Genomic DNA, 23,841 nt, shown 5'->3' with positions numbered 1-23,841 from the left:
CAAGCTTGGAGCTAGCGGGTCAGATAATCGTACAGGTCTTCTATATCGCTGACGCCGCGCAGCAGATCGATATTAGTGGTTGACACCGCACGCAAGGCCTTGCGCAGTAAATCCATGTCTGAATCCTCCAGGGCTGGGGCAGTCTTTGGCCGCGGTACCTCCGAGAATTCACGTCCGTCCCAGAACAGCGCGTTGCGTTCTTCTTGGGAAAGAGCCTTAGAAGTTCCAAGGAAATCACGGGATGCTTCCTGCGCAGCCTCGATGACGGCACGCTCCAGGTTGTGCATTTCTATTCCCCGCATAGCGAACATCACCGTGGGGTCAGCATCGATGCGGGCGGACAGGCGATCCGCCACGGCCAGGACGTGTTTGCAATACGTCTCTGGGTCTGGGCACGAGCAGCTCAGGCGCACGTCACTGATGGTCTCTGCGAATAGAAGATCAAACAGTTCTTCGTTGAACATGCCCTCACGCACATTGCGCATGGAATTAGCGGTGCGCGCCATAACGTCATAGACCTTGCCCAAATCTTCCGCGTCGCGATACGGCAGGTAAAAAAGCACCTCAAAGGGCTGGTTCTGGCTGCCGGCTACCTTTCCGTGGATGGCCCCATTGCGAATGTCGAGATCCACCACATGACCGTCGCGGGCGTATTGCCTACCCCGGCTTAGCCTTCCGCTTTCAGCGGCTCGTGAAAACATTGAGGCAATCCGCGTAGCCGCAGTGTTCAGCACCGAGCCGGAGTGATCTACACGCTCTACCTTGGCCTCCTCGGGCGAGGTCACGCGCTTGCGCGTGCCAAAGTTAGCGTAGATAACGTTATTATCGTCATCGCGCACAGCCACTATCTTCTCCTCCCATCCTTTTTCAGGCTTTGCAGGCTGCTGACCACCGCGGGTATCACTATCACGGCCTTACTCCTGCGACCTGTAGCTAAGCAGCTTGGCCAGTTGCTCCGGTTCGAGTTCAGTCAGCCAACCTTCACCCTCGCCCACCACGGCGCCGGCCAGTTGGGTCTTCCCGGCCAGGATATCCTGGATGGACTCCTCGAGCGTTCCTGCGGTGATCATCTTGTAAACCTGTACATCGCGCTGCTGACCAATACGGAAAGCACGGTCGGTGGCCTGATTCTCCACCGCCGGATTCCACCAGCGGTCCATGTGCACCACCACGGAGGCGGCAGTTAGGTTCAGGCCGGTTCCGCCGGCCTTAAGAGACAAAATCATCGCCGGTGGGCCATCCGGTTCCTGGAAGTCCACGACCATGCGGTCCCTTTTTGCCTTGGTCACCCCGCCGTGCAGAAATGGAATGTCCTGACCCAGCTGCTGTGTTAGGTAGGGCTGCAGGATGTCCCCGAAGGCCTTGTATTGAGTGAAGACCAGGATCCGCTGGCCGGATAGTTGGGCCTCATCAACAATGCGCATCAGCTCCGCGACCTTGCCGGAGCGGTGCTTTCCTTTCAGTGTTACCGGGGAACCATCCCCCAGATACAGTGCGGGGTGGTTACAAATCTGTTTAATCCGGGTCAAAGAGGCCAGCACTAGGCCTCGGCGAGCCATCCCCTCGCGTTGCTCTAGCTGCAATTGCACGTTATCTACGAGCGCCTTATACAGTGCTGCCTGTTCGGAGGTGAGCTTTACCGTAATAATTTGCTCGGACTTCTCCGGTAAGTCATCGATGATGTTTGGATCGGTCTTAACGCGTCGAAGGATAAACGGCGCCGTCAGCAAGCGCAGGCGTTCCGCCATCTGCTCATCATTTTCCCGCTCGATGGCCTTGGCAAAATGGTTGCGGAAAAAACTGGTTGAACCCAGCACCCCAGGATTGCAGAAATCCAGGATGGAACGCATTTCACTGAGCCGGTTTTCCACCGGCGTACCGGTCAGGGCAATACGGTGGCGAGATGGCAGGGAGCGCACAGCCTTGGACGCCATGGTGGATGAATTCTTAATCGCCTGTGCCTCATCCAACACAACGCGGTCCCATTCAACCAGCGCCAATGTCTTATGGTCACGGCCCGCGGTGCCGTATGAGGTGACCACGAGATCCGCTTGAGAGGCGGCATCCACGAGTTTCGCGTCCTTGAGGCGGTCTGGCCCGTGATGAACCGACACGGACAAGGAAGGAACGAACTTTCGCGCCTCCCTCGCCCAGTTACCCACCACGGAGGTTGGTGCTACTACGAGCGTGGGTCCGGTTGTCTCTTTCCTGGCCTTTTCCACAGCAAGCAGGCTCAGCAACTGCAGGGTTTTACCCAAGCCCATATCGTCCGCCAATACTGCGCCCACGTTATTGCGGGACATCCAGTAAAGCCAGTCCACTCCGCGGCGCTGATACTCACGCAGTTCCGCATTGACCGTATCCGGCAACTCGATTCGCTCGGGCGCCTTGGTCTCCATTCCACCCAGCAGCGAGGTATGCCATTCGGAGCCACGGAACTCCACCGGTTCGCTGACCATTGATTCGAGCGCTAGTTCTCTCAGCTCGCCGATGGTTACCTGACCAAATTCTTCGTCGCCGTCCACCATGGCGTTATACTCACGCGTCTTAAGCTCGGCCTCCGCAACGAGCTCCTGCCAGCCCTCCTGCCCCAACAGGCGGGCTCGTTCGGCGGCGCGGACTAACTTATCCAATTCCTTCTTCGCCCGCTTGCGGGAGGTTTTGGCCAGCTGCTCCATGTACTCGGTGATTTTGCCGAGGGACGACGTATCCGCCATCACCCATTCACCGCGTAGCTTGATAAGTCCGGACTTGGAGCGCACCAGCTGGTCCATTTCCGCCTCAGTTAGGACAGTATCCCCAACGGATATGTGCCAGTCATACTCGACCAGCTTGTCCATCCCAACATGGGATACGGTGGCGGCGACGGCCGGATCCCGAATCTCCCGGGTTTCGATGTGCGCCTTGGTTTCCATGTGCGCCCACGACTTGGGAAGCATCACCGTAAAGCCCGCCGCCTTTAGTGCTTGCACATCCGCGGAGATGAAACGCACCAAGTCATCCGTGCTCAGGTAAACGTCCCAGTCACCCGCTTCATCGTAGGAGTACGGGGTTTCCGACGAGTGCGCCGGATTGAGCAACGGGGAAATTTCCATGGCTCGACGGTGGGCCTCGCGGAGTTTTTCCACGCTGCTGCGGTCTAGTTGGGAAATACGGATTGGCTGCGGGGCATCCGTTCCAGATCGCACCGCGACTCGCACGGCCCAAGTATCGCTCGAAACGTCTTGCCGATCGTCATTTTCTGGCTCATCGTCCGCCAGATAGCCCAGCGCAGCGTTGCCCGAAACCTGCTCGAAGTCAGCATCCTTAGGGGGCTCCTCAACGATAAAGAGCAATTGAAGATCGATGGAGGTTATGGATTCCTTCCATTCGTTAATACCCCTGAGCAGCTGGGCGCGCCCGCGCTTGATGGGCGCGGTCGTCAAAAGGTTCCGCACGAAGTTATGCCACTGATACGGGCGAGGCTCATGGATAAGCGGGGATAGCTCCGCATAGGTAATCCAGTGCGCAAGCTCACCGGCCATGTCCTCGGACAAACTTCGATTGTTGATGGTTAGCACCCCTGGGGCCGCGGCAACCATTTCGGCTAACCAACCACGTTCTCCAAGCCCTGAGGCCAATTCCCACATGGGATACCACTCGCCCGCTTGATAGGACAGGCGGATGGTAACCCGCCCAGCCTTAACAAAGGATCGCAGGCCTTTATACATGCGAACGAGCCACATGAGATCACGTCCCATCGCTTCCCGCTGGGCCTTCGTGGCCGCGGGCGTTTCCTCATCGAGGAATGCGAGCATCGCCAGGGTGCGCGGGGTTTGCTCCGGGGCGAACATTGCCATGGGAATCATCAGGGAGACTTCTTTTCCCTTCGGCGTACGCAGGGATACGCGCGCCCGGTTGCGGAAGGATTTCTTTTTCAAAATGCCTTCGACGACCTCTGGGAAGGTGCCTTCTGGCACTTCATCGGGGGTCACAATCTTGTGGCCATCTACTCGTTCGATCCACAATCCAAGCCCCGATACCGGAAGCCACAGCCCGTGGAGAACGAATTTAGACATGCGAAATATTCTAGCAGCCACGACTATGCGGCGGCCGCGCCGAAGCTTTTCAACACGTAGCGGCCGCCTCGCCGACCATTCCCGCTGGAGCGCTGACACGCGGCGGTACGCTCGACAAACGGCAATCGTTACCGTTCCGTTATAAAACTCGCTAATAGCTGCGCATTAGCCCTATAGAACCTTAATTTTCGCTGTACGCAGGGCCGTATCCTGCGAATATCGTTTGGGCGAAGACCGCCTACTCGTTACGGTGTAACAAGCTCCGTGTAACCACGGACAGAATTATGTTTAAAAGTGTTTCACCGCATTTATTCCGCTATCACAAAAGACAATAGGGAGATGAAATGGATACTTCGACGTGGTACGTCATTGCGATCATCATCTACATGTTCACAATGCTTGCCATCGGCTATTGGTCCTTCAAGAAGACCGATGAGTACGATGATTACGTCTTGGGCGGCCGCGGCCTTCACCCATTCGTAGCCGCTCTATCCGCCGGTGCATCTGATATGTCCGGCTGGCTGCTCATGGGCCTGCCTGGCGCGTTGTTCTTAACCGGCATGTCCGAACTCTGGATGGCAATCGGCCTGCTTATCGGCGCGTGGGCCAACTGGAAGTTCGTTGCCCCACGCCTCCGCGCCTACTCGGAGGTAGCGGGCAATTCTATTACGGTTCCTTCTTTCTTCGAAAACCGCCTGCGTGATTCCTCTCGCGTCCTGCGCATAGTCGCCGCGCTCGTGATTATTTTCTTCTTCACGTTCTACGTTTCCTCCGGCATGGTCTCTGGCGGCCGCTACTTCGAGTCCACCTTCAACGGTGATTACTTGACCGGCATGCTGATTGTCGCGGCGGTGACCGTGGCATACACCTTCATCGGCGGGTTCCTGGCCGTTTCCTACACCGACGTTGTTCAGGGCCTTCTCATGTTCGGTGCCTTGATGATCGTGCCAGCATTGGCCATCTTCTCACTTGAGGATCCCTCCGCGATTTTCACCTACGCCACGGAGAACTCCTACGCCACCGGCGGCGTCATCGACGCGAACCCTGATTACTTCAACTTGATCGCGGGTGTAAGCGCGGCGGCCATCATCGGTAACGCCGCGTGGGGCCTGGGTTACTTCGGCCAGCCACACATCATCGTCCGTTTCATGGCTCTGCGTAACTCTGCCGACGCCAAGCAGGGCCGCTTCTGGGGTATTTCATGGATGTTCTTGTCCCTGGTGGGCGCCGTGTTCGTGGCACTGGCCGGTACGGTTTTCTTCACCCAGACGGACTACTCCATCGTGGACCAGGAGAACTTTGAGACCATCTTCCTGGATATGGCTCAGGCTATGTTCCACCCACTACCAGCCGGCTTGGTTCTGACTGCGGTTCTTGCAGCGATCATGTCCACCATGTCCTCTCAGCTGCTGGTGGTATCCTCCTCCCTGATTGAAGACCTGTACAAGATCGTCGCAAAGCGCGATATCAACCAGGGCGTGCTAATCAACCTGTCCCGTACCGCTGTGGTTGCCATCGCCGTTCTGGCAGCAATCTTGGCCATTAACCCGTCTGACTCCATCCTGGGTCTGGTTGGTTTCGCATGGGCAGGTTTCGGCGCGGCATTCGGCCCGCTTGTACTGCTCTCCCTCTACTGGAAGCGTCTTAATGCTCCCGGTGGAATCGCCGGCATGATTGTCGGCGCGGTTGTCACCATCGCCTGGGGCATGAATGAGACCACGTCCGGGTGGATCTACGAGATTGTTCCTGGCTTCGCCGCGTCCCTCATCGTCACCGTAGCCGTCACGCTGATGACCAAACCTCCGCACGCCGAGGTTGCCGCCGAATTCGAGAAGGCCGAAAAGCTGGCCAAGCTCTCCGCGAAGGACGAAAACATCGATTTCGAGGATGCCGCTGAAAAAGTCTAGGCAGACATCCCATTCCGCGTAGCGTTGCACCCCTCCGGCCCATCGCCGGGGCGGGTGCTTCGTGCTTTTAAATGAAAGTTTTTAATGAAAGCTTTCTCATTCGACACACCTTAAATTTGGCAGTCATAAGCGTTAAGCTGGATTTAGTCATAAGGTTAGCCTTGGAAGCTAACGGCATGGAAGTAGATGAAAGGATCCACTAATGTTCTCCTACCGCAAGCCAGCTATTGCCCTTATCGCAGCTGCCACGGCGCTATCCCTAGCCGCATGCAATGATAGCGATGATGATCAGGCTCCAGCAGCTCCGGAAACCCAAGTCTCCAACGACTCCGGCTCCAGCAACAACGATTCTGACGATCGCGACGATAACGACGACCGCGACGACCAGAACGACGACCGCGACGACCAGAACGACGATCGCGACGATCAGAATGATGACCGCGATGACCAGAACGACGATCGCGACGATCAGAACGACGATCGCGACGATCAGAACGACGATCGCGATGATCAGAACGACGATCGCGACGACCAGAATGATGACCGCGATGACCAGAACGACGACCGCGACGACAACGACGATCGCGATGATAACGACGACGACCGTTAATCTCTTATAATTCCCGCAGTGCGCGGGAACCGCGGCGAGGTTTTCTCGGTCCAATAGGGCATGGAACCTCGCCGCATTTATCTTTCCATAGTTATCTGCCTTACCGCAGCTTTGGGCTTGAGCTATCTCCTCCCTCGCCTTAATCCGGTAACTCAAGCCGGCCTGCCCGCCCTGTCCTCATCACTTGGCCGGATTGAAACGGTTCCCCAGCGCCAGCGCGTACTAGGTTATAAACGCGAGGAATTTGGCAACGGCTGGGCTAGGGTGCCGTCTTCCCAATGCACGTCGAGGGAGATGTCCATCATCCGCCAATTGCAAAGCGCCCCACCGGGTTGCAGCGTATCGAGCGGTTTGCTTCACGACCCCTACGCCAATGTGATGCTGGACCTGTCCAACCCGGAGACCAAGTTGGAGGTAGACCACGTATTCCCGCTTTCCGCCGCATGGGATATGGGAGCACACGCCTGGGACTCGAACAAGCGCGTCGAATTCGCCAATGATCCTCTCAATCTCGTGGTCACGGCCCGTAAGCACAATCAAGATAAATCGGACCAGCTCCCCTCCCGATGGCTACCGCCGCATGCAGGTGCCCACTGTTGGTACGGCAGGCGCCTGGCCGCGGTAGCCGCAAAGTATGACCTACCCCTGACCGGGGAGGACACCCGGACGGTTTCCGCAGCTTGCCGTTTCGCTTTCCTTGACTTGAGTAGCTAGGCTCAAGGGCACCATTGACAAGCGAAAAAGGACTCAATAGTCCGCAACCATGAAAGGCATGTGACCAACTCGCCATGAGTTTGATCCTGTACATCCTCCACGTCGTCGCAGCCATCCTGCTTCTGGGACCCGTAACCGTTGCTGTTTCCAGCTTCCAAGGGCAAATGCTGAAAGCCTCGACCGGTGACACCGCCGCGCTCGGCGCCGCGCGCGTTCTGCACCGAATTTCCGATCAGTATGGCCTGTGGTCCGTCCTCGTGCCTGTATTTGGTGCAGCCCTATTGTTTGTTGATTGGGCAACCTACGGCCAGAGCTACAACTTCCACCTGGCGATTGTTCTGTCCATCGTCGCTTGGGGAATCCTTTTCTTCCTGGTAACCCCTAAGCAGAAAAAGGCGATGGCAGCACTCGAGGCTGGTGATCATTCCTTTGACTACGCTAAGGCTAAGAAGCAGCTTTCCATGTTCTCCGGCATTTTCTGCCTGGTGTGGTTGATTACCGCACTATCCATGTTTGCTTAAACAACATACGCAACCATTAGTACCCCGCAGTCGCTTATACACAGCGCTGCGGGGTACTTTCATACCCACCGACCAAGGCTATCGGCCGACAATCTGCAGCAGGTAGCGGTCAGTAGCAGCAAGATAGATAGCAAGAAGGCTCGTGCCGGAAAATTCCGGCACGAGCCTTGTGGTGCAGCCTTCAGGTGGCCACGTTGGTTTTAATCGCGCCAGCGGCCGCGGCCGCCACGGTCACCACCGCGCCCACTACGATCATCACGGAAACCGCCACGCCCACCGCCGCGGCCGCCACGGTCTCTTCCGCCGCGGTCATCGCGGTCGCGCCAACCGCCACGGCCACCACGATCACGATCGTCGCGGCCCCGGTAGCCACCACGGCCTCCACGGCCACCACGGTCATCGTCGTAGTCCCGGCGAGGAGGACGGCCCGTATCCTTCTGGATGTTAATCAGCTGGCCTGAGATTCGGGTATCCTTCAGGCGGTCAAGAACCGCAGGGTCCAGGTTCTTAGGCAGGTCAACCAGTGTGTGTCCCACGGCAATAGTTATGCGGCCAAAGTCCTTGGAGGACAAGCCACCCTCGTTGGCGATTGCGCCAACGATTGCCCCTGGGCGTACATTCTGGCGCTTGCCCACCGCGATGCGGTAGGTCTCAAAGTCGCCATCCGGACGGCGTTCACCGCGGTCGCGGCCACGGTCCCGGAAACCAGCACGGTCACGGCCTCCACGATCCCTGCCGCCACGGTCATCGCGATCGAAACGGTCGCGACGGTCTCGCTTCGGAGCCGGCTGCTCCTTCATCAGGAACTCTGCATCGCCCTGCGCGGCTACGGCCAACGCTGCGGCGATGTCATCCATAGCCACGTTGTTAGTCTCGGAATACTTGCGAACCATGCCGCGGAACATATCGAACTGCGAATCGCCCAGCTTCTCCGTGATTGACTGGTAGAAGTTTTCCTTACGCTTCGCATTGACTTCATCAACGCTGGGCAGATCCATCTCTTCCAGGCGCGCATTAGTAACGCGCTCGATGGAGCGCAGCATGCGGCGCTCGCGAGGGGTGACAAACAAAATCGCCTCACCGGAACGACCCGCGCGGCCCGTGCGGCCGATGCGGTGCACGTAGGATTCAGTGTCGTTCGGGATGTCGAAATTGACCACGTGGGTAATGCGCTCAACGTCTAGGCCGCGGGCCGCCACATCGGTGGCCACCAAGATGTCCAGACGTCCATCCTTGAGTTGATCAACGGTGCGCTCGCGCTGCTGCTGGGCAATATCGCCGTTAATCGCTGCGGCGTTGTAACCCTGCGCACGCAGCTGCTCAGCCACGTTTTCGGTCTCATGCTTGGTGCGTACAAAGACGATGATTGCGTCGTAGTCAATGACCTCGAGGATGCGGGTAAACGCATCCATCTTCTGGCGGTGAGGGATCAGCAGGAAGCGCTGGGTGATGTTGTCATTGGTTCGTCGCTCGGACTTGACCGTAACTTCCGCGGGTTCATTCAGGTACTGCTTGGACAGGCGGCGAATTGAATTAGGCATGGTCGCGGAGAATAAAGCAACCTGCTTGTCCGCCGGCGTATCAGCCAGGATTCGCTCCACGTCCTCCTGGAAACCCATGTTAAGCATCTCATCAGCCTCATCGAGCACGAGGTACCTAAGCTGGGAGATGTCCAAGGAGCCCTTTTCCAGGTGGTCGATGACGCGGCCCGGGGTACCCACGATGATCTGTGCACCGCGGCGCAGGCCGGACAGCTGGATACCGTAGGCCTGACCACCGTAGATTGGCAGCACCTCGATGCGGCCTAGGTGGTCGGCGAAGGACTGGAAGGAATCAGCAACCTGCAGTGCCAGCTCACGGGTTGGGGCAAGCACCAAGGCCTGTGGGTGACGCGCCTGCTCATCGATGCGGGAAAGGATGGGCAGCGCAAACGCCGCCGTCTTGCCCGTACCGGTCTGCGCAAGGCCTACTACGTCGCGGCCCTCCATGAGCAGAGGGATAGTCTGCTGCTGAATTGGTGAAGGGGTGGTAAATCCTACCTTGGCTACTGCCTGCTGAACCTGCTCTGGGAGGTCAAGATTCGCAAACCCCTGGGATTGTTCGTTGGCCGAGTCATTGTTCTCGGCGCCGGCGTCCTCAGAAGTTTCCGCAGCCCCGGTGTCATGATTTTCAGAAGCATTGCTTGCTTCGACACCTTGCGAGATTTCCTGAGATTCCGACTGATTAAAATTATCTTCTGGCTCGTTCACGCCGCCAGTGGCGTTATCGGTAATGCTCATTGCCCAACCAACAGTACGCGAAGTCCAAGCTAATAGCGATTTAACGCCCAGCCCCATCCGCATTGGTGGGCATAAACACGTCATGACGTCTCGAAGCTTCAATCTCACAAGGCCCAACCCCACCCCTCTACCCCACCCCCGCCCCCGTCAAGCGCCCGGGCCGTACCGCCGTGCGTAACTGTCGCATCCCCATTAGGACGCCCCGCTAGGATTGCGTCTATCAAACCCCCACCGAAAGGCTCCGATGTCTAAAGCGTACGCCGCCTTAATCGCTGGAGTAGCGGCGCTGCTCGCCCTTTGCGTTGGCGTGGCATTGTTTTTCTCAGGCCCCGTTGATATCCCACGTGATAAGCCGCCTACCAACGGCCCCGCCGCCTTCCCATCCCCACCGGAATCCGGATCGGAACCACTTAAAAACTACGTGGCGCTAGGCGATTCCTTTGCCTCTATGGGCAGCCGGACTACGGCTAGCCAGGCGGATCGAGAGTCGGCTCTATGCATGCGCAGTGAGGATAATTACGCGCGCATCCTGGCGGGAAACCATAACCTATCCCTAACCGATGTTTCCTGCCAGGGCGCAATTACCGCCCACGTTACTTCCGAACGCGAGGCGGATTTTGGCGGAATCCCTCCCCAAGCTTCCGCCTTGTCCCGGGACACCCAATTGGTCACCATCAGCATGGGCGGCAATGACATTTCCTTCGGCGCCATGGCCGCGTGCGCCGCTACCGGACAGGATTGCAGGCAGACCCTGGGTGCTCGGGTGGATAGGGCCATCAGAGGGCTGGCCGCGAAACTTGATGCCGCATACGCGGCAATCAAAGGCTCTGCCCCGAACGCGCGGATTATCGCCACGGGCTATCTCCCGCTGGTAGCCGAACCGGATACGTGCGAATTCACCAACAGTATCTCGACTCCGGACCTAGACTGGTTCGTAGAGGTAACGAACCGGGTTAATGGGGCGGTAAAGGATGCGGCCGACCGGAACGGCGCAACGTACGTTCTTCCTGCGAATGCGCAGGAACATACCGGTTGCGCCGAGCCCGAATTGCGCTGGACAAGTTTCGATGGCAAAGCCACCGGCTCCTACCCCATGCACCCCACCCCGGAGGGTCAGCGGGCAATGGCCGCTGCTATCGCTGACGTCCTCTAGGCCAATTCAACAGCGCGCACCCCGCCGCAGCCAGGAGCGCCCCACAAAGCGGTAGTCAGGGGTTAAAGCGCGGCAAGGATCTCGTTGACGGATTCCTTAGCGTCTCCCAGGAGCATGTCCGTGTTTTCGTTGAAGAACAGTGGGTTTTGAACACCCGCATAGCCGGAGCCCATCGAGCGTTTAAATACGATTACCTTTTCGGCCTCCCAGACTTTAAGCACCGGCATTCCGGCGATAGGTGAGCCTGGTTCCTCAGCACTGGGGTTGACCGTGTCATTCGCTCCGATGACAAGAACCACGTCCACATCGCCGAAGTCATCGTTGACTTCATCGAGCTCCAGGACAATCTCGTACGGAACCTTGGCCTCGGCGAGCAACACGTTCATGTGTCCCGGCAGACGTCCCGCCACCGGGTGAATACCGAAGGTCACATCCACGCCGGCGTCCCGAAGCTTTGCTACCAAGGATGCCACCGGGTATTGGGCCTGCGCCACGGCCATGCCGTACCCCGGGGTAACCATGACCTTCTTGGCCCCCTTAAGCAGTTCGGCCACCTCAGCGGCGGACGTCTCCGTGTGCTCACCGTAATCACGGTCATCGCCTGCGGCAGCGGCCTCACCGCCGAATCCGCCCAAAATTACGGATATAAAGGCTCTGTTCATGGCCCTACACATTACGTATGACAAGTACGCACCGGATGAACCAACCAATGCGCCCACGATGATGAGCAACGGATTGCCCAACATAAATCCCGCAGCAGCTGCGGCCCAGCCGGAGTAGGAATTGAGCATGGATACCACAACCGGCATGTCCCCGCCGCCAATGGCGGCCACCAGGTGAAAGCCCAAAAATAGCGCTAGGAGCAGCATGATGCCCATCGCAACCCAGCCCAGTGCGGAGTGCCCGGCCAGCATGAATACGACCATCCCAGTTAGGGAGATGACCAAAATACCCAGGTTTAGCAGGTGGCGGTGTGGCAGTACCAGCGGTTTGCCGTTCATCTTGGCGGACAGTTTGAGGTAGGCCACGATGGAACCTGTGAATGTAACAGCACCGATGAAGATGCCAAGGTAGACCTCTCCCAAATGGAATGTCTCGAAGTCCGAGCTGGAAGAATCCGCGTCCACGAAAGAGTTAATGCCGATAAGCACCGCCGCCAGGCCCACGAAGCTATGGAGCATGGCGATAAGCTCCGGCATCTGCGTCATTTCCACGCGCTTGGCCCGCGGGATACCAATGGCAGCGCCAATCCCCAGCGCCACGACGATAAGGAGCAGGGTTGCTAGCGGCCCGTTGGTCTCAGAGCTCGATCCGGAGGCGGCATCAACCACCGCCTTGACCACTGTGGCTATGAGCGCAATGGCCATTCCCATGATTCCAAAACGGTTACCGCGGGAGGACGTTTCCTGCTTGGCCAAACCGGCCAGCGCCAGGATAAACAGCAACGCAGCAATGAGGTATGCCAGGTTGGTAAATCGGCCCGCCCACTCCACGGTTGTCGACATGGCTTGCATTAACGCTCACCTCCATCAAACATGCCCAGCATTCGCCGGGTGACAAAGAATCCGCCGAAAATATTGATTGATGCGACCACGATGGCTACGAACGCCAGGGCGCTTACCACTAAGCTGGATGACCCCACCTGCAAGATTGCCCCAATAAGAATGATGCCTGAGATGGCATTAGTCTCGCTCATCAGCGGTGTGTGCAATTTGTGGGTTACGGCCGTGATGACGTAAAAACCCACCACGATGGCGAGCAAGAGAAGCATGTACTGGCTCGCCACCTGCATGGGGCTAGCGAGAACTAGCGCAACGCCCAACAGGCCGGCAATCAATTTCCAGGCCACACCCTTGCCACCCTCGTGCGCATCCACGGCTTGGGCACCATCCGGAGCGCTTAGGCCCGCGGGAGTCACAGCAGGCTGCGCAGCGGCGGATACCTTGACCGGCGGCGGTGGCCATAGGATATTGCCAATCCCCTGGTCGCTGGCTTGGGTGACGGTAATGCCACGGATAATTTCATCATCTAGGTCAATCACAAGTTGACCGTCCCTGCCGGGAGTCATGAGCTTGAGCAGGTTGACTATGTTTTGGCCAAACAGCTGCGAGGCCTGCGCCGGCAACCTGCCGGCCAGGTCCGTGTAGCCAATAATCGTTACGCCGTTATTGGTGGTTACCACCTCGCCCGCGCGAGTGAGCGTGCAGTTACCACCGTTGGCCGCGGCCATATCCACGATGACTGAGCCCGGCTTCATGGCTGCCACATCGGCCTCGGTCAGCAGAACCGGTGACGTACGGCCCGGGATGTTCGCGGTGGTGATGACAATATCCGCCTTGGCCGACTCCGCAGCATAAAGCTTGGCCGCGGCCGCGGCTTGATCTGCCGTCATTTCCTTGGCGTAGCCATCATCGGATTCCTGCGTTTCAGCTGGAATCGGAACGAACTGCGCGCCCATCGATTCCACCTGTTCGGCCGTCTCCGGCCGCAAATCCGTAGCTCTAACCACAGCACCCATGGAGTTCGCGGTACCGATGGCCGCCAAACCGGCCACACCGGCGCCAATGACGTAGACCGTGGCCGGGGGCACCTTGCCCGCGGCGGTGACCTGGCCGGTAAAGAGACGCCCGAACACGTTGGCGGCCTCAATTACTGCCCGGTAACCGGCGATGTTCGCCTGGGAAGATAAGACATCCACGGACTGCGCACGGCTGATGCGCGGGACCGCGTCCATGGCTAAGCCCGTGAGATTTCGGCCGGCTAACTCCTCTACCAGTTTGCCGCTTCGGCCCGGGGCCATCCGCGCAATGAGTACCGCCCCCTGGCGCATCGCGGCCCTGTCCTGTTCACGCGGGGTATCGAGCGCGGTGATGATATCGGCGCTCCACACATCATCGCCCACTATCTCTGCGCCTGCTTCTACATACTGCGGATCAGGGAAACTTGCCTGTTCGCCGGCCCCGGCCTGCACCTGCACCTTGTAACCAAGCTTTATAAGCTTAGCTACCGTGTCTGGCGTGGCGGAGACCAGCGCATCAGGTTCCCGCGGGATTCCAATGAGCACTATTCTCGCCTTACTTGTTGCACAACAATAGTTACCCTTTAAGGTCTATCCCATACCCGCATCCCGGGGTAGCACTCCAGGAAAGTCCCGGCAGTAAAGCGATAAACTGCACAGAAAAAATCCCCTCTTAAGAGGGGATCTGACAAGGCAAGCCTTTAGCTGTGAACCGGCTAGTGGATGCGCTCACCCGCCTTATACGTGCGCCAGGTCAGCGGCATTCCCGGACGGTATGCCAGATCGATGGCCTGATGGGTATTTAGTACATGAAAGTCAGCAGCGGCGCCCGCTAGGATCTGACCCTTGGCCGGGCGCCCTTTAGCGTCCTTGCCGCCGTCCACGGCATTGCGGCGAAGCGCCTTGGCACCGCCTAAGGTGGCGGCCTCAATCGCCTCGTCTAAGGAAAGATGCTGCTGCAAGACAGCAGTAGTCACGCAATAATTCATCGATGAGGTGTAAGAGGTGCCCGGGTTGAGGTTGGACGCGATCGCTACGGTTACACCGCTATCAAGCAGCTTGCGGGCGGGTGCTAGGGGCTCACGGGTGGAGAGATCGCAGGCGGGAAGGACCGTCGCCACGGTCTCAGATCCGGCGAGTGCGGCGATGTCCTTATCGTCTACGTAATTGACATGGTCAACCGACGCGGCCCCCAGATCCACGGCCATCTGCACACCGGGGCCATCGCCCAACTGGTTGCCGTGCACTCGTACCCCAAGGCCACGGGCCAAACCGGCTTCTAGGACGCGGCGAGATTGCTGCTCATCGAACGCGCCGCGCTCGCAGAACACATCAATCCAGTCCACGTGCGGGGCTACGGCGTCCAGCATTTCGCCGCACACCAATTCCACGTACTCTTCGGCATCTGCCCCGGGCGGAACCAGGTGCGCGCCGAGGAAGGTTACGTCCTCAACGTATTGGGAAGCTATAGACGCTGCCAACAATTCGGAGGCCACGTCTAGCCCATAACCGGTCTTGGTTTCCACCGTGGTAGTGCCTCCGGCGGCCGCAGCTGCCAAGCGTTGCCGTAGAAGCAGCTCTAGGCGCTCGCGCCCAGCGTTGCGGGTGGCTTCCATGGTCACGGCAATCCCGCCGGCCTCGTAAGAGCCGCCAGAGATGCGGGCCTCAAACTCCGCGCCGCGGTCACCGTCGAAGATCATGTGGGTGTGAGAGTCCACCCAGCCGGGCAGCACGGCACGCCCACCAAGATCCTCCACGTCAACGCGGCGTCCTGAGGAATCAACCTCCGGCGCCTCATTCGCAGGACCAACCCAGGCAATCACCCCGTCATCTACTACAATCGCAGCGTCTTTAATGGTTCCTCTATCGGTCACGGTGCGCAGTTCGGAAATTCCGGTAAAAAGGGTGCTCATAGTCCTTCTGATCCTAGGTTGGTGGAATTACCGCGGGAGGTTAAGCCCGCGGTACGGTCACGCGGAGTGAGAACGGGTTTCTGGAGTTAGTCCTCGCGGGAGCGGAACTCCATTGGGATGCGAACTCCGCGCTCGTCGGCAACTTCCTTGGCTCGGTTGTAGCCTGCGTCCACGTGGCGGATTACGCCCATGCCTGGGTCGTTAGTCAGCACAGCACGCAGTTTAGCCGCCGCCAAATCCGTGCCATCGGCAACGCTTACCTGTCCTGCGTGGATGGAACGGCCCATGCCCACACCACCGCCGTGGTGGATGGATACCCAGGTGGCGCCGGAGGAAACAGCCGTCATGGCGTTGAGCAGCGGCCAGTCGGCCACGGCGTCGGTGCCGTCCAGCATCGCCTCGGTCTCGCGGTACGGGGAAGCCACGGAACCGGAATCGAGGTGGTCACGCCCGATGACGATCGGTGCGGAAATCTTTCCTTCCTTGACCAGTTCGTTGAACTTCAGGCCCGCCTTGTGGCGCTCGTTGTATCCCAGCCAGCAGATGCGCGCCGGCAAACCTTCGAACTCGACGTACTCCTCCGCGGCATCGAGCCAATTGATCAGGTGCTCGTTTTCGGGGAAGAGTTCTTTGAGGGCCTGGTCGGTGACCCTGATGTCTTCTGGATCGCCGGATAGCGCAGCCCAGCGGAATGGGCCAAGGCCCTCGCAGAACAGCGGACGGATGTACGCGGGGACGAAGCCGGGGAATTCGAAGGCTCGGGCATAGCCGGCCTTGCGGGCCTCGTCGCGAATGGAATTGCCGTAATCGAATACCTCGGCACCCTCGTCCTGGAATTCCACCATGGCCTGCACCTGGGCCGCCATGGACTCTCGAGCCTTCTTGGTGAAGGTGATTGGATCAGCCTTAGCCTCGTTCTGCCAGTCTTCGACGTTAATTTCCGTCGGCAGGTAGCTCAGCGGATCATGAGCCGAGGTTTGGTCGGTAACCACATCCACAGTGAACTCGCCCGCGCGCTGGCGGCGCAGGATCTCTGGGAATACCTCAGCGGCGTTGCCCACCAACCCCACAGACAGTGCACGCTTTTCTGCCTTTGCGGCTAGGACCTTGCGGAGCGCTTCATCGAGATCGGTTTCAACCTCGTCCAGGTAGCGCTTAGACTGACGGCGCTTCAACCGGGTCTCATCCACGTCCACGATGAGGCAGGCGCCTCCATTGAGGGTGACGGAAAGCGGCTGTGCGCCGCCCATGCCGCCGCAGCCACCGGTAAGGGTGAAGGTGCCGGCCAGGGAGCCGTTGAAGCGCTTGCGAGCAACGGCAGCGAACGTCTCATAGGTGCCCTGGAGGATGCCCTGGGTGGCGATGTAGATCCAGGAGCCCGCGGTCATCTGGCCGTACATCATTAGGCCTTCTTCCTCTAGCTCACGGAAGTGCTCCCAGTTTGCCCAGTCACCAACCAGGTTGGAGTTAGCCAGCAGAACGCGTGGTGCCCACTCGTTGGTCTTCCACACGCCAACAGGCTTGCCGGACTGTACAAGCAGAGTCTCATCGGACTCGAGGTCCTTGAGGGTCTCCACGATGGCGTCGAAGGCTTCCCAGTTGCGTGCGGCCTTGCCGGTACCGCCGTAGACCACTAGGTCTTCGGGACGCTCCGCGACCTCGGGGTCAAGATTATTCATCAGCATGCGCAGGGGCGCTTCAGTTTGCCAGGACTTAGCGTTGAGCTCAGTACCGCGCGGTGCGCGCACTACACGTGGCTCTGACATGGGGGTTTACCTCCAAGTGTCTTCTTGAACGAACAGATACGGGTACTCCCAGCAGCACTTTCCTATCGCCCATTGAACCTTTCGCTACGGGCCGGATAACCGGGGCTGTCCCCTTGCACAGGTAATGGTTGCGTAAGAAACGCCGCGCATTAAGGCGGGTGATTTTCCTTGTGCTCAAAACTAGAACACCCGGCAACTGTGCGGAAGGCCACACAGCCGCCAGGTGTCCGGGATACGAGATTTTCCAGTTAGTTAGCTTATTTCAGCGCCCCAACTTCCCGTTCCACCCGCTGGAGCAGCGCACCGCCATGTACCAAATGAACCACCTGCTCAATCTCGGGGGCCAGGAATCGATCCACCCCTGGGCCTTCAACGGTCTCGCGCACCGCAGCCACCGCCGCACCGGTACCAGGGGCCGGGGTGCCGCCCCGCATGTCGATAGCGCGAGCGGCCGTGAGAATCTCGATGGCCAACACGCGCTGGAGACCGTCGACGGACTTGCGCAGCTTACGCGCCGCGGCCCACCCCATGGATACGTGGTCTTCCTGCATCGCTGATGACGGGATGGAGTCTGCCGATGCCGGCACGGCTAGGCGCTTGAGTTCGGACACGATGCCGGCCTGGGTGTACTGGGCAATCATGTGGCCGGAGTCCACGCCCGGGTCGTCCGCAAGGAAAGCATTGAGGCCTCGGTTGCGGGCGGTATCGAGGAAGCGGTCCGTTCGGCGCTCGGAAATGGATGCCAGGTCTGCGGTGACAACCGCCAGGAAGTCCAGGGCATAGGCGACCGGGGCTCCGTGGAAGTTACCGTTGGAGGTAACCCGCCCGTCTAGGGCCACGACCGGGTTATCCACTGCGGCCGCCAGCTCGCGGCTAGCCACCAACGCGCAATGGTCCAGGGTGTCGCGGAAGCCACCGGCCACCTGTGGGGCGCAACGCACCGAGTACGCATCCTGCACGTGGGACTTCTTGAATTCCTCGTGGGCCGCGGCGAGGATCTCGGACCCCTCGGCTACGGTTAGGATATTGGCCGCAGCCGCACCCTGCCCCGGATGCGGACGCAGTTCCTGGAGGTCAGCGGCGAATACGGTCAAGGTTCCCAAAAGGCCCTCAACGGTCATGGCGGTGGCGATGTCCGCGACCTTGGCGGCCGCACGCAGATCGGTAATCGCCAGGCAGAGCATGCCCAGCATGCCGTCCGTACCATTGATAAGCGCTAGTCCCTCTTTTTCGCGCAACTGCAGTGGCTCAATGCCAGCGGCGGCAAGAGCCTCCCCGGCGTCCTGCACCTCGCCACCGTTGACGCGCACGTGACCCTCGCCCAGCAGCGCCAATGCGCAATGGGACAAGGGCGCTAAGTCACCGGAACATCCCAAGGAACCATACTCGTAGACGACGGGCGTGATACCAGCATTAAGCGCGGCCGCATAGGTCTCCGCTACCACTGGGCGCACACCGGTGCGGCCGGTACACAGTGTAGACAGGCGCAGGAGCATCAGGGCCCTGATGACTTCCTCTTCTACCTCGGGGCCGGAGCCGGCCGCGTGGGAGCGGACAAGGGACAGCTGCAGCTGGGCACGCAGCTCCTGTGGGATATGCCGGCGGGCCAGGGCGCCAAACCCCGTGGAAATACCGTAAACAGGGGTTGGGTCGGCCGCGAGCTTTTCGATGTGCTCACGGGTTTCAGCCACGGCCGCAAGCGCGGCGGGATCAATATTGACCTTGGCGCCGTAGCGGGCAACGGCCACCACTTCTTCGATGGTGAGCGCGCCGACGGATAGCGTCACCGTGTCTGGGAAATTGTCCTGAAAAACGTCAGAAACGTTAGGCATGGGAGTAACTCCTTGAAAAGTAGCATGCGCCACACCTTGATATCAGCCACCGATGACTCCACCAGCCTCCGGGATTGATACAGGTAAGCGCACTATTTCAGCGTTTACTCGCGCGACAGCCTAACGCGATGGGCCTATCCTACACGCCCATACATGCGCTCGCCCAACGACTTAGCCGCATTACTTAGCATGTTTAAGCATTTATCCTTGCGTGCATCGTCCGCGCTGCCGAATGGGAACGTCACGGCAAGGGCCGCCGCCGGGCGCTGTAGGTGATCCTGGAGCGCCACAGCCACCGACGCCTGCCCCTTGGAGACTTCCTCGACTTCCTCATCCCAACCGCGCAAGCGGACCTGCGCCAGGCGCTCGCGAAAGTCGCGCAGGCGACCTCCCTGGCCGGAGGCGGCAAACACGGCCCCCGCCTCAACCTCTGGAAGTTGGGCCAGCATGACGCGGCCGGATGCGGTGGATAGGGCCGATAAGCGCACCCCTTTTTCAGTAATCAGCGACGGGGCGCCCTCCGCGCGATATTCCTGCAGGTATACAATCTCAGAACCCGACAGGCGGGACAGGTGGCCGGAGCCGCCCATGAAGCTGGCGATCTTTTTCATGTGCTTCGAGGCCAAACGCACCAAAGGCTGCTGCGTGGTGTATGCGGATGCCATGGAATACGCCGCCAGCCCCAATCCGTAGGCCTGCTGTTCTGGGATATGGACCACAAAGCCCGCTTCAACGAGCTCGTTGAGCAGGTGATAGGTAGTGGATCGCGGAAGGTCCAGCTCACTGCGAATACGCGATGCGGAAATGGGCACATCAATGGAGGACAGGAGAGTCAAAATAGCCAGTGTGTTGCGTGCTGCGGGAACTTGTGACTTCGCCATAAACTCCCATTGTAACGCAGAACACACAGGCCTTCCGTGGGCGTACGTATTCCATCCCCGCTCAAACCACGCCCCTAAAACACCGCTCGTAGAAAGGGCCATGACCATATCTGTTATTCCTTTACCCATCGGCGGCCCCCTCCGTTTCCCCAACCCGAGGCGGCCCACCACGGGGTGTGCGTATCGACGCCTTAGCCATATCGATTGCCCAGCCCTAGACATGGTCAGAAGCGCTAACCCTAGCCCTAGCGAACGTCTTGCCCCTGCATTCCGTCCCCTGTCGCCTGAAGCCAGTAGCATCGGTGGAATGAACACCGTTACGGACAAGCCCCTGTACGCCGAGGCGCCCGAGTGGTCCGGCCGTTCCGATGGTCCCGGCCCCGAACACGCTCGCTGGCACTCAGCCATATCCCCTTTTCCTTTAGCGAATAAGCGCCATTCGGCCCCTCCCGGCGCGGTACTTCTTGGCTTCGCCTCTGACGAGGGCGTCGAGCGCAATCACGGTCGCCAGGGTGCCGCCCAGGGCCCAGCCGCACTTCGCGCTGCCTTGGGTTCCCTCGCCCTCCACGACGACTACCCACGATATGATGCCGGCACCATCACCACTCAGGGTGATGACCTGGAAGGCGCCCACCAGGAGCTATCCAACGCGGTCAAGGAAATCATCGACGACGGGCACCTAGTCATCATTCTGGGCGGCGGTCACGAAACCGCTTTCGGCTCCCACCGTGGCGCCTACCAGGCACACCATGCCCCACTGAACATCATCAACCTTGATGCGCATTTCGACCTGCGCCAGGCTGAGCGCCCAACGTCCGGCACGCCGTTCAAGCAGATTGCCGACATGGTCAACGCCGACACCCCGAACAGTTTCCGCTACTCCGTGCTGGGCATCTCTAAACCAAACAACACGAAGGTCCTCTTCGACACCGCGGAAGAACTTGGCACGACCATCCACCTTGATGAAGAGCTCGTCGACCTCACGCCAAACGAATGCGCCAAGCTAGCCCACGACATCGCCGCACAGGACCAGCCAGTCCATCTGTCCATCGACTTGGACGTCCTCCCAGCCGATATCGCCCCAGGCGTGTCCGCACCAGCTGCCTTGGGTGTCTCCTACGACCGCATCCGCGCCATGGCCGTTGCCATCGCCGCGACCGGCAAGCTCACCTTGGTCGACATTGTCGAGCTCAACCCTGACTTCGACATCGACTCCCGCACCGCTAAGGCTGCCGCGCGATTGATCAACGACATCATCATCGCCCACGCCCAGGCAACCGCCGACTAACCAAAAGTCGAACACCCCAAATCAAATAAGCGCCGTTCTTCCCCATTGCAAGGAAGAACGGCGCTTAATCGTCAGAACCCACACGCCCTAAAGCCCCCTAGCCACCTAACGCGTTAGGCAACCCAGTTCAGACAGAACACAATCCATGGCAACGCCACGATGTCGATGAGCACTGCACCTGACAGTGGCACCACAATCATCGCGACCTTGGACTGCAGACCGTGACGACGACCAACAGCGTCCATGTTTGCCACAGCAACTGGCGTACCGCCCAGGCCGTGGCCCATCATGCCGCCACAGATAACAGCAGCGTCGTAGTTCTTGCCCAGCACGCGGAAGACCACAAAGATAACGAACAGCATGAGTACAACAACCTGTACCGCCAGGATGACGAACAGCGGCAGCGCCAGGTCGTACAGGTCCCAGATCTTCAGGCTCATCATCGCCTGGGTCAGGAAGAAGCCCAGGGAAATATCGGAAATCAGCTTCAGGGCCTTGTCGTGGACCTTGAACCAGCCAGCAGCGTCGTTGATGTTGCGCAGGATAATTGCGATGATCATCGCGCCCACGTAGCCAGGCAAGGAGTAACCGGTCATGTCAGCGAACAGGTTACCCAGGTAAACGCCGATAACCACGATGACGCCGATAGCGGCGGCGGTAGCAATCAGGGAACCTTCGCTGACCTCAGAGTCCTTGTCGATGCCCTTTTCCTCAACGGTCTCAATCTCACGGGTCTTAACGTCCAGGTTGTTGCGCCTAATCAGCCAGGTGGACAGCGGGCCACCAATCAGGGAACCAGCAACCAAGCCGAACGTCGCCGCGGCAATCGCGACTGCGGTTGCGCCCTGTGCGCCCAGCTCTTCAGCGGTTGGGCCGAACGCTGCCGCTGCACCATGGCCACCTTCCAGGGACACCGCGCCGGCCATAATGCCCAGCAGAGGGTTAATGTCCAGCACCTTTGCCAGGCCAATGCCCACCAGGTTCTGGAAAATCGCCACGGTCCAGCACGCCACCAGGTAGATGATCAGGAACTTACCGCCGGTCTTGATAAGACCCAGGGAAGCACCAAGACCAATGGTGGTAAAGAATGCCAGCATTGCTGGGGACTGCAGCGTGGTGTCGATGGTCAGTTCCACGACGCCGGTCTCACGCAGCAACAGCACGACCAGTGCGAAAAGGAAACCGCCGACAACAGGGCCTGGGATGGCAAAGCGGCTAAAGATCTTCAAGTTTGCTGCGGCCCATGCGCCCAGCAGCATCAAAATCAGAGTCAGCGCAATTGAGCTGACCAAATCGAGTTCAAATTCCATTCAGTTATCTCCATTTAAAATGCCAGCTTCCTGACACAAACAAAAGAACCGAACAAAATATCCCAGGCACTGAGGCTTTTCCTAATCCTTCGCACACCCGTACTGAAAACAACTCCCATGTGTCCGCCACTTAGGGAACAATGGCATGTATGGATTCCTCCCCTATCAAAGTTGTTGGCGCCGTCTTCACCGACGGCCCGCTTGTCTTGGCCGCCCGACGGCGCGAAGGTAAGTCGATGGCCGGCTTTTGGGAATTCCCCGGCGGCAAGATAGAGCCCGGCGAAACCCCGGAGCAGGCATTGGCCCGCGAACTCCACGAAGAATTAGGCATCCAAGCCTCAATCGGCGACCACGTCACCACCACGGTGCACGAATACGACTTCGCACCATCGAATTGGCAACCTATTTGTGCACCATCGATGAAGGCACCCCCACCCTCACCGACCACGATCAGGTCCGCTGGGTCCCCCGCACTCAGCTGTCCGAGCTTTCCTGGGCCCCAGCCGATATCCCTACGATTATGGCCTTGCAGCAGTAGCAACCCCTGTTATGAGAGATTACCCCTTCTTATTGAATCGCCCATATGTTGCTCAATTGAGACCTATCATTGATCCATGCATGTCGTTCTAACTGTCAGTGGATTTACCGAATCTGGGCATGAATACAATGACCGACTCGGCGAGTTCTACACATTCCCTAACCGATACTTGCGTCGCATACAGCCAGGAGACGTTGCGGTTTTCTATACCGGGCGAAGAAGCTATCCGGGCAAGCCCGGTAGAAGCTATCTCGGGGTGGCCGAAATTGAAAGCGTAAACCCTATTAGTGAGTTAAGTACTTCGGGGCAACCACAGCATCGCGCAAAACTAACTGAATACTATGAGTTTCCCAACCCTGTCCCATTAAAAATCGGCAAGAGATATATCGAAACTAGAGCAAACAGTTTCTCCAAGCCTGGTTTCCATTTCATGCAAGGAGTACGCCCTCTTTCGAAGGGTGAATTCGACGAAATCCTATCCCTATCTGGACTCACATAAAACATAGTTTCGATTAGCTTTAATTCCAGGGGATTTATGTCAAAGCGAGAGCAT

At 58.9% G+C, this 23,841-nt stretch carries 16 protein-coding genes and 1 pseudogene; 7 read left to right on the top strand and 10 right to left on the bottom strand.

The window, feature by feature from the left end; genetic code table 11:
- Window positions 1-11: 11 nt before the first annotated feature.
- Window positions 12-845 (bottom strand): SWIM zinc finger family protein, encoded by an 834-nt coding sequence (locus CENDO_RS04575; RefSeq protein WP_136140988.1) that lies wholly within the window; start codon window positions 843-845, stop codon window positions 12-14.
- Between the two features lie 69 nt (window positions 846-914).
- The gene (locus CENDO_RS04570) at window positions 915-4,058 is read right to left on the bottom strand and encodes a DEAD/DEAH box helicase (RefSeq protein WP_136140987.1); all 3,144 of its coding nucleotides are present in this window, start codon (window positions 4,056-4,058) and stop codon (window positions 915-917) included.
- Between the two features lie 344 nt (window positions 4,059-4,402).
- Here CENDO_RS04570 and putP point away from each other — a divergent pair, with 344 nt between their 5' ends.
- The 4 genes from putP to CENDO_RS04550 all read left to right on the top strand — a co-directional run bounded on the left by putP (window position 4,403) and on the right by CENDO_RS04550 (window position 7,810).
- The gene (putP, locus tag CENDO_RS04565; RefSeq protein ID WP_136140986.1) at window positions 4,403-5,965 is read left to right on the top strand and encodes a sodium/proline symporter PutP; all 1,563 of its coding nucleotides are present in this window, start codon (window positions 4,403-4,405) and stop codon (window positions 5,963-5,965) included.
- 202 nt (window positions 5,966-6,167) lie between these two features.
- A complete protein-coding gene (locus CENDO_RS04560) occupies window positions 6,168-6,575 on the top strand; it encodes a hypothetical protein (protein ID WP_136140985.1) in 408 nt (135 codons plus the stop codon).
- 60 nt (window positions 6,576-6,635) lie between these two features.
- Window positions 6,636-7,289, top strand: a complete 654-nt coding sequence (locus tag CENDO_RS04555) for an HNH endonuclease family protein (RefSeq protein ID WP_136140984.1) — start codon at window positions 6,636-6,638, stop codon at window positions 7,287-7,289.
- 74 nt (window positions 7,290-7,363) lie between these two features.
- The gene (locus tag CENDO_RS04550) at window positions 7,364-7,810 is read left to right on the top strand and encodes a DUF2269 domain-containing protein (protein ID WP_136140983.1); all 447 of its coding nucleotides are present in this window, start codon (window positions 7,364-7,366) and stop codon (window positions 7,808-7,810) included.
- A 200-nt stretch (window positions 7,811-8,010) separates the two neighbouring features.
- On the opposite strand, the gene CENDO_RS04545 is transcribed toward CENDO_RS04550, so the two are convergent.
- Window positions 8,011-10,089: a DEAD/DEAH box helicase gene (locus tag CENDO_RS04545; protein ID WP_136140982.1), complete on the bottom strand. Its 2,079-nt coding sequence runs from the start codon at window positions 10,087-10,089 to the stop codon at window positions 8,011-8,013.
- A 244-nt stretch (window positions 10,090-10,333) separates the two neighbouring features.
- Between CENDO_RS04545 and CENDO_RS04540 the strand changes: the two genes are divergently transcribed.
- Complete coding sequence (locus tag CENDO_RS04540; protein ID WP_136140981.1) at window positions 10,334-11,242, top strand: SGNH/GDSL hydrolase family protein; 909 nt, start codon at window positions 10,334-10,336, stop codon at window positions 11,240-11,242.
- A 62-nt stretch (window positions 11,243-11,304) separates the two neighbouring features.
- Here the strand turns inward: CENDO_RS04540 and pntB are convergent, their stop codons facing one another.
- The 6 genes from pntB to CENDO_RS04510 all read right to left on the bottom strand — a co-directional run bounded on the left by pntB (window position 11,305) and on the right by CENDO_RS04510 (window position 20,152).
- Window positions 11,305-12,747 (bottom strand): Re/Si-specific NAD(P)(+) transhydrogenase subunit beta, encoded by a 1,443-nt coding sequence (gene pntB, locus CENDO_RS04535; RefSeq protein WP_136142143.1) that lies wholly within the window; start codon window positions 12,745-12,747, stop codon window positions 11,305-11,307.
- An 8-nt stretch (window positions 12,748-12,755) separates the two neighbouring features.
- The gene (locus CENDO_RS04530) at window positions 12,756-14,306 is read right to left on the bottom strand and encodes a Re/Si-specific NAD(P)(+) transhydrogenase subunit alpha (protein ID WP_136140980.1); all 1,551 of its coding nucleotides are present in this window, start codon (window positions 14,304-14,306) and stop codon (window positions 12,756-12,758) included.
- 170 nt (window positions 14,307-14,476) lie between these two features.
- Window positions 14,477-15,673 carry an imidazolonepropionase gene (hutI, locus tag CENDO_RS04525; RefSeq protein WP_136140979.1) on the bottom strand — a complete coding sequence of 399 codons (1,197 nt, stop codon included), beginning with the start codon at window positions 15,671-15,673 and terminating at the stop codon, window positions 14,477-14,479.
- Between the two features lie 86 nt (window positions 15,674-15,759).
- Complete coding sequence (hutU, locus tag CENDO_RS04520) at window positions 15,760-17,439, bottom strand: urocanate hydratase (protein ID WP_136140978.1); 1,680 nt, start codon at window positions 17,437-17,439, stop codon at window positions 15,760-15,762.
- Window positions 17,440-17,696: 257 nt separating this feature from the next.
- Window positions 17,697-19,271: a histidine ammonia-lyase gene (gene hutH, locus CENDO_RS04515; RefSeq protein ID WP_136140977.1), complete on the bottom strand. Its 1,575-nt coding sequence runs from the start codon at window positions 19,269-19,271 to the stop codon at window positions 17,697-17,699.
- A 134-nt stretch (window positions 19,272-19,405) separates the two neighbouring features.
- The gene (locus CENDO_RS04510) at window positions 19,406-20,152 is read right to left on the bottom strand and encodes an IclR family transcriptional regulator (RefSeq protein WP_136140976.1); all 747 of its coding nucleotides are present in this window, start codon (window positions 20,150-20,152) and stop codon (window positions 19,406-19,408) included.
- 307 nt (window positions 20,153-20,459) lie between these two features.
- On the opposite strand from CENDO_RS04510, the gene hutG reads away from it, so the two are divergent.
- A complete protein-coding gene (gene hutG / locus CENDO_RS04505) occupies window positions 20,460-21,440 on the top strand; it encodes a formimidoylglutamase (RefSeq protein WP_136140975.1) in 981 nt (326 codons plus the stop codon).
- Window positions 21,441-21,553: 113 nt separating this feature from the next.
- Here hutG and gltS read toward each other — a convergent pair whose 3' ends face one another.
- Entirely contained in the window at window positions 21,554-22,750 is a 1,197-nt protein-coding gene (gltS, locus tag CENDO_RS04500; protein ID WP_136140974.1) for a sodium/glutamate symporter, read from the bottom strand.
- A gap of 149 nt (window positions 22,751-22,899) precedes the next feature.
- On the opposite strand from gltS, the pseudogene CENDO_RS11340 reads away from it, so the two are divergent.
- Window positions 22,900-23,288 (top strand): annotated as a pseudogene (locus CENDO_RS11340) ((deoxy)nucleoside triphosphate pyrophosphohydrolase).
- Window positions 23,289-23,841 lie beyond the last annotated feature (553 nt).

The organism is Corynebacterium endometrii (genome assembly GCF_004795735.1).
GTDB classification, from domain to species: Bacteria; Actinomycetota; Actinomycetes; order Mycobacteriales; family Mycobacteriaceae; genus Corynebacterium; species Corynebacterium endometrii.
The sequence above is the reverse complement of the archived record's forward strand: the minus strand, read 5'-3'. Positions and strand labels throughout refer to the sequence as shown.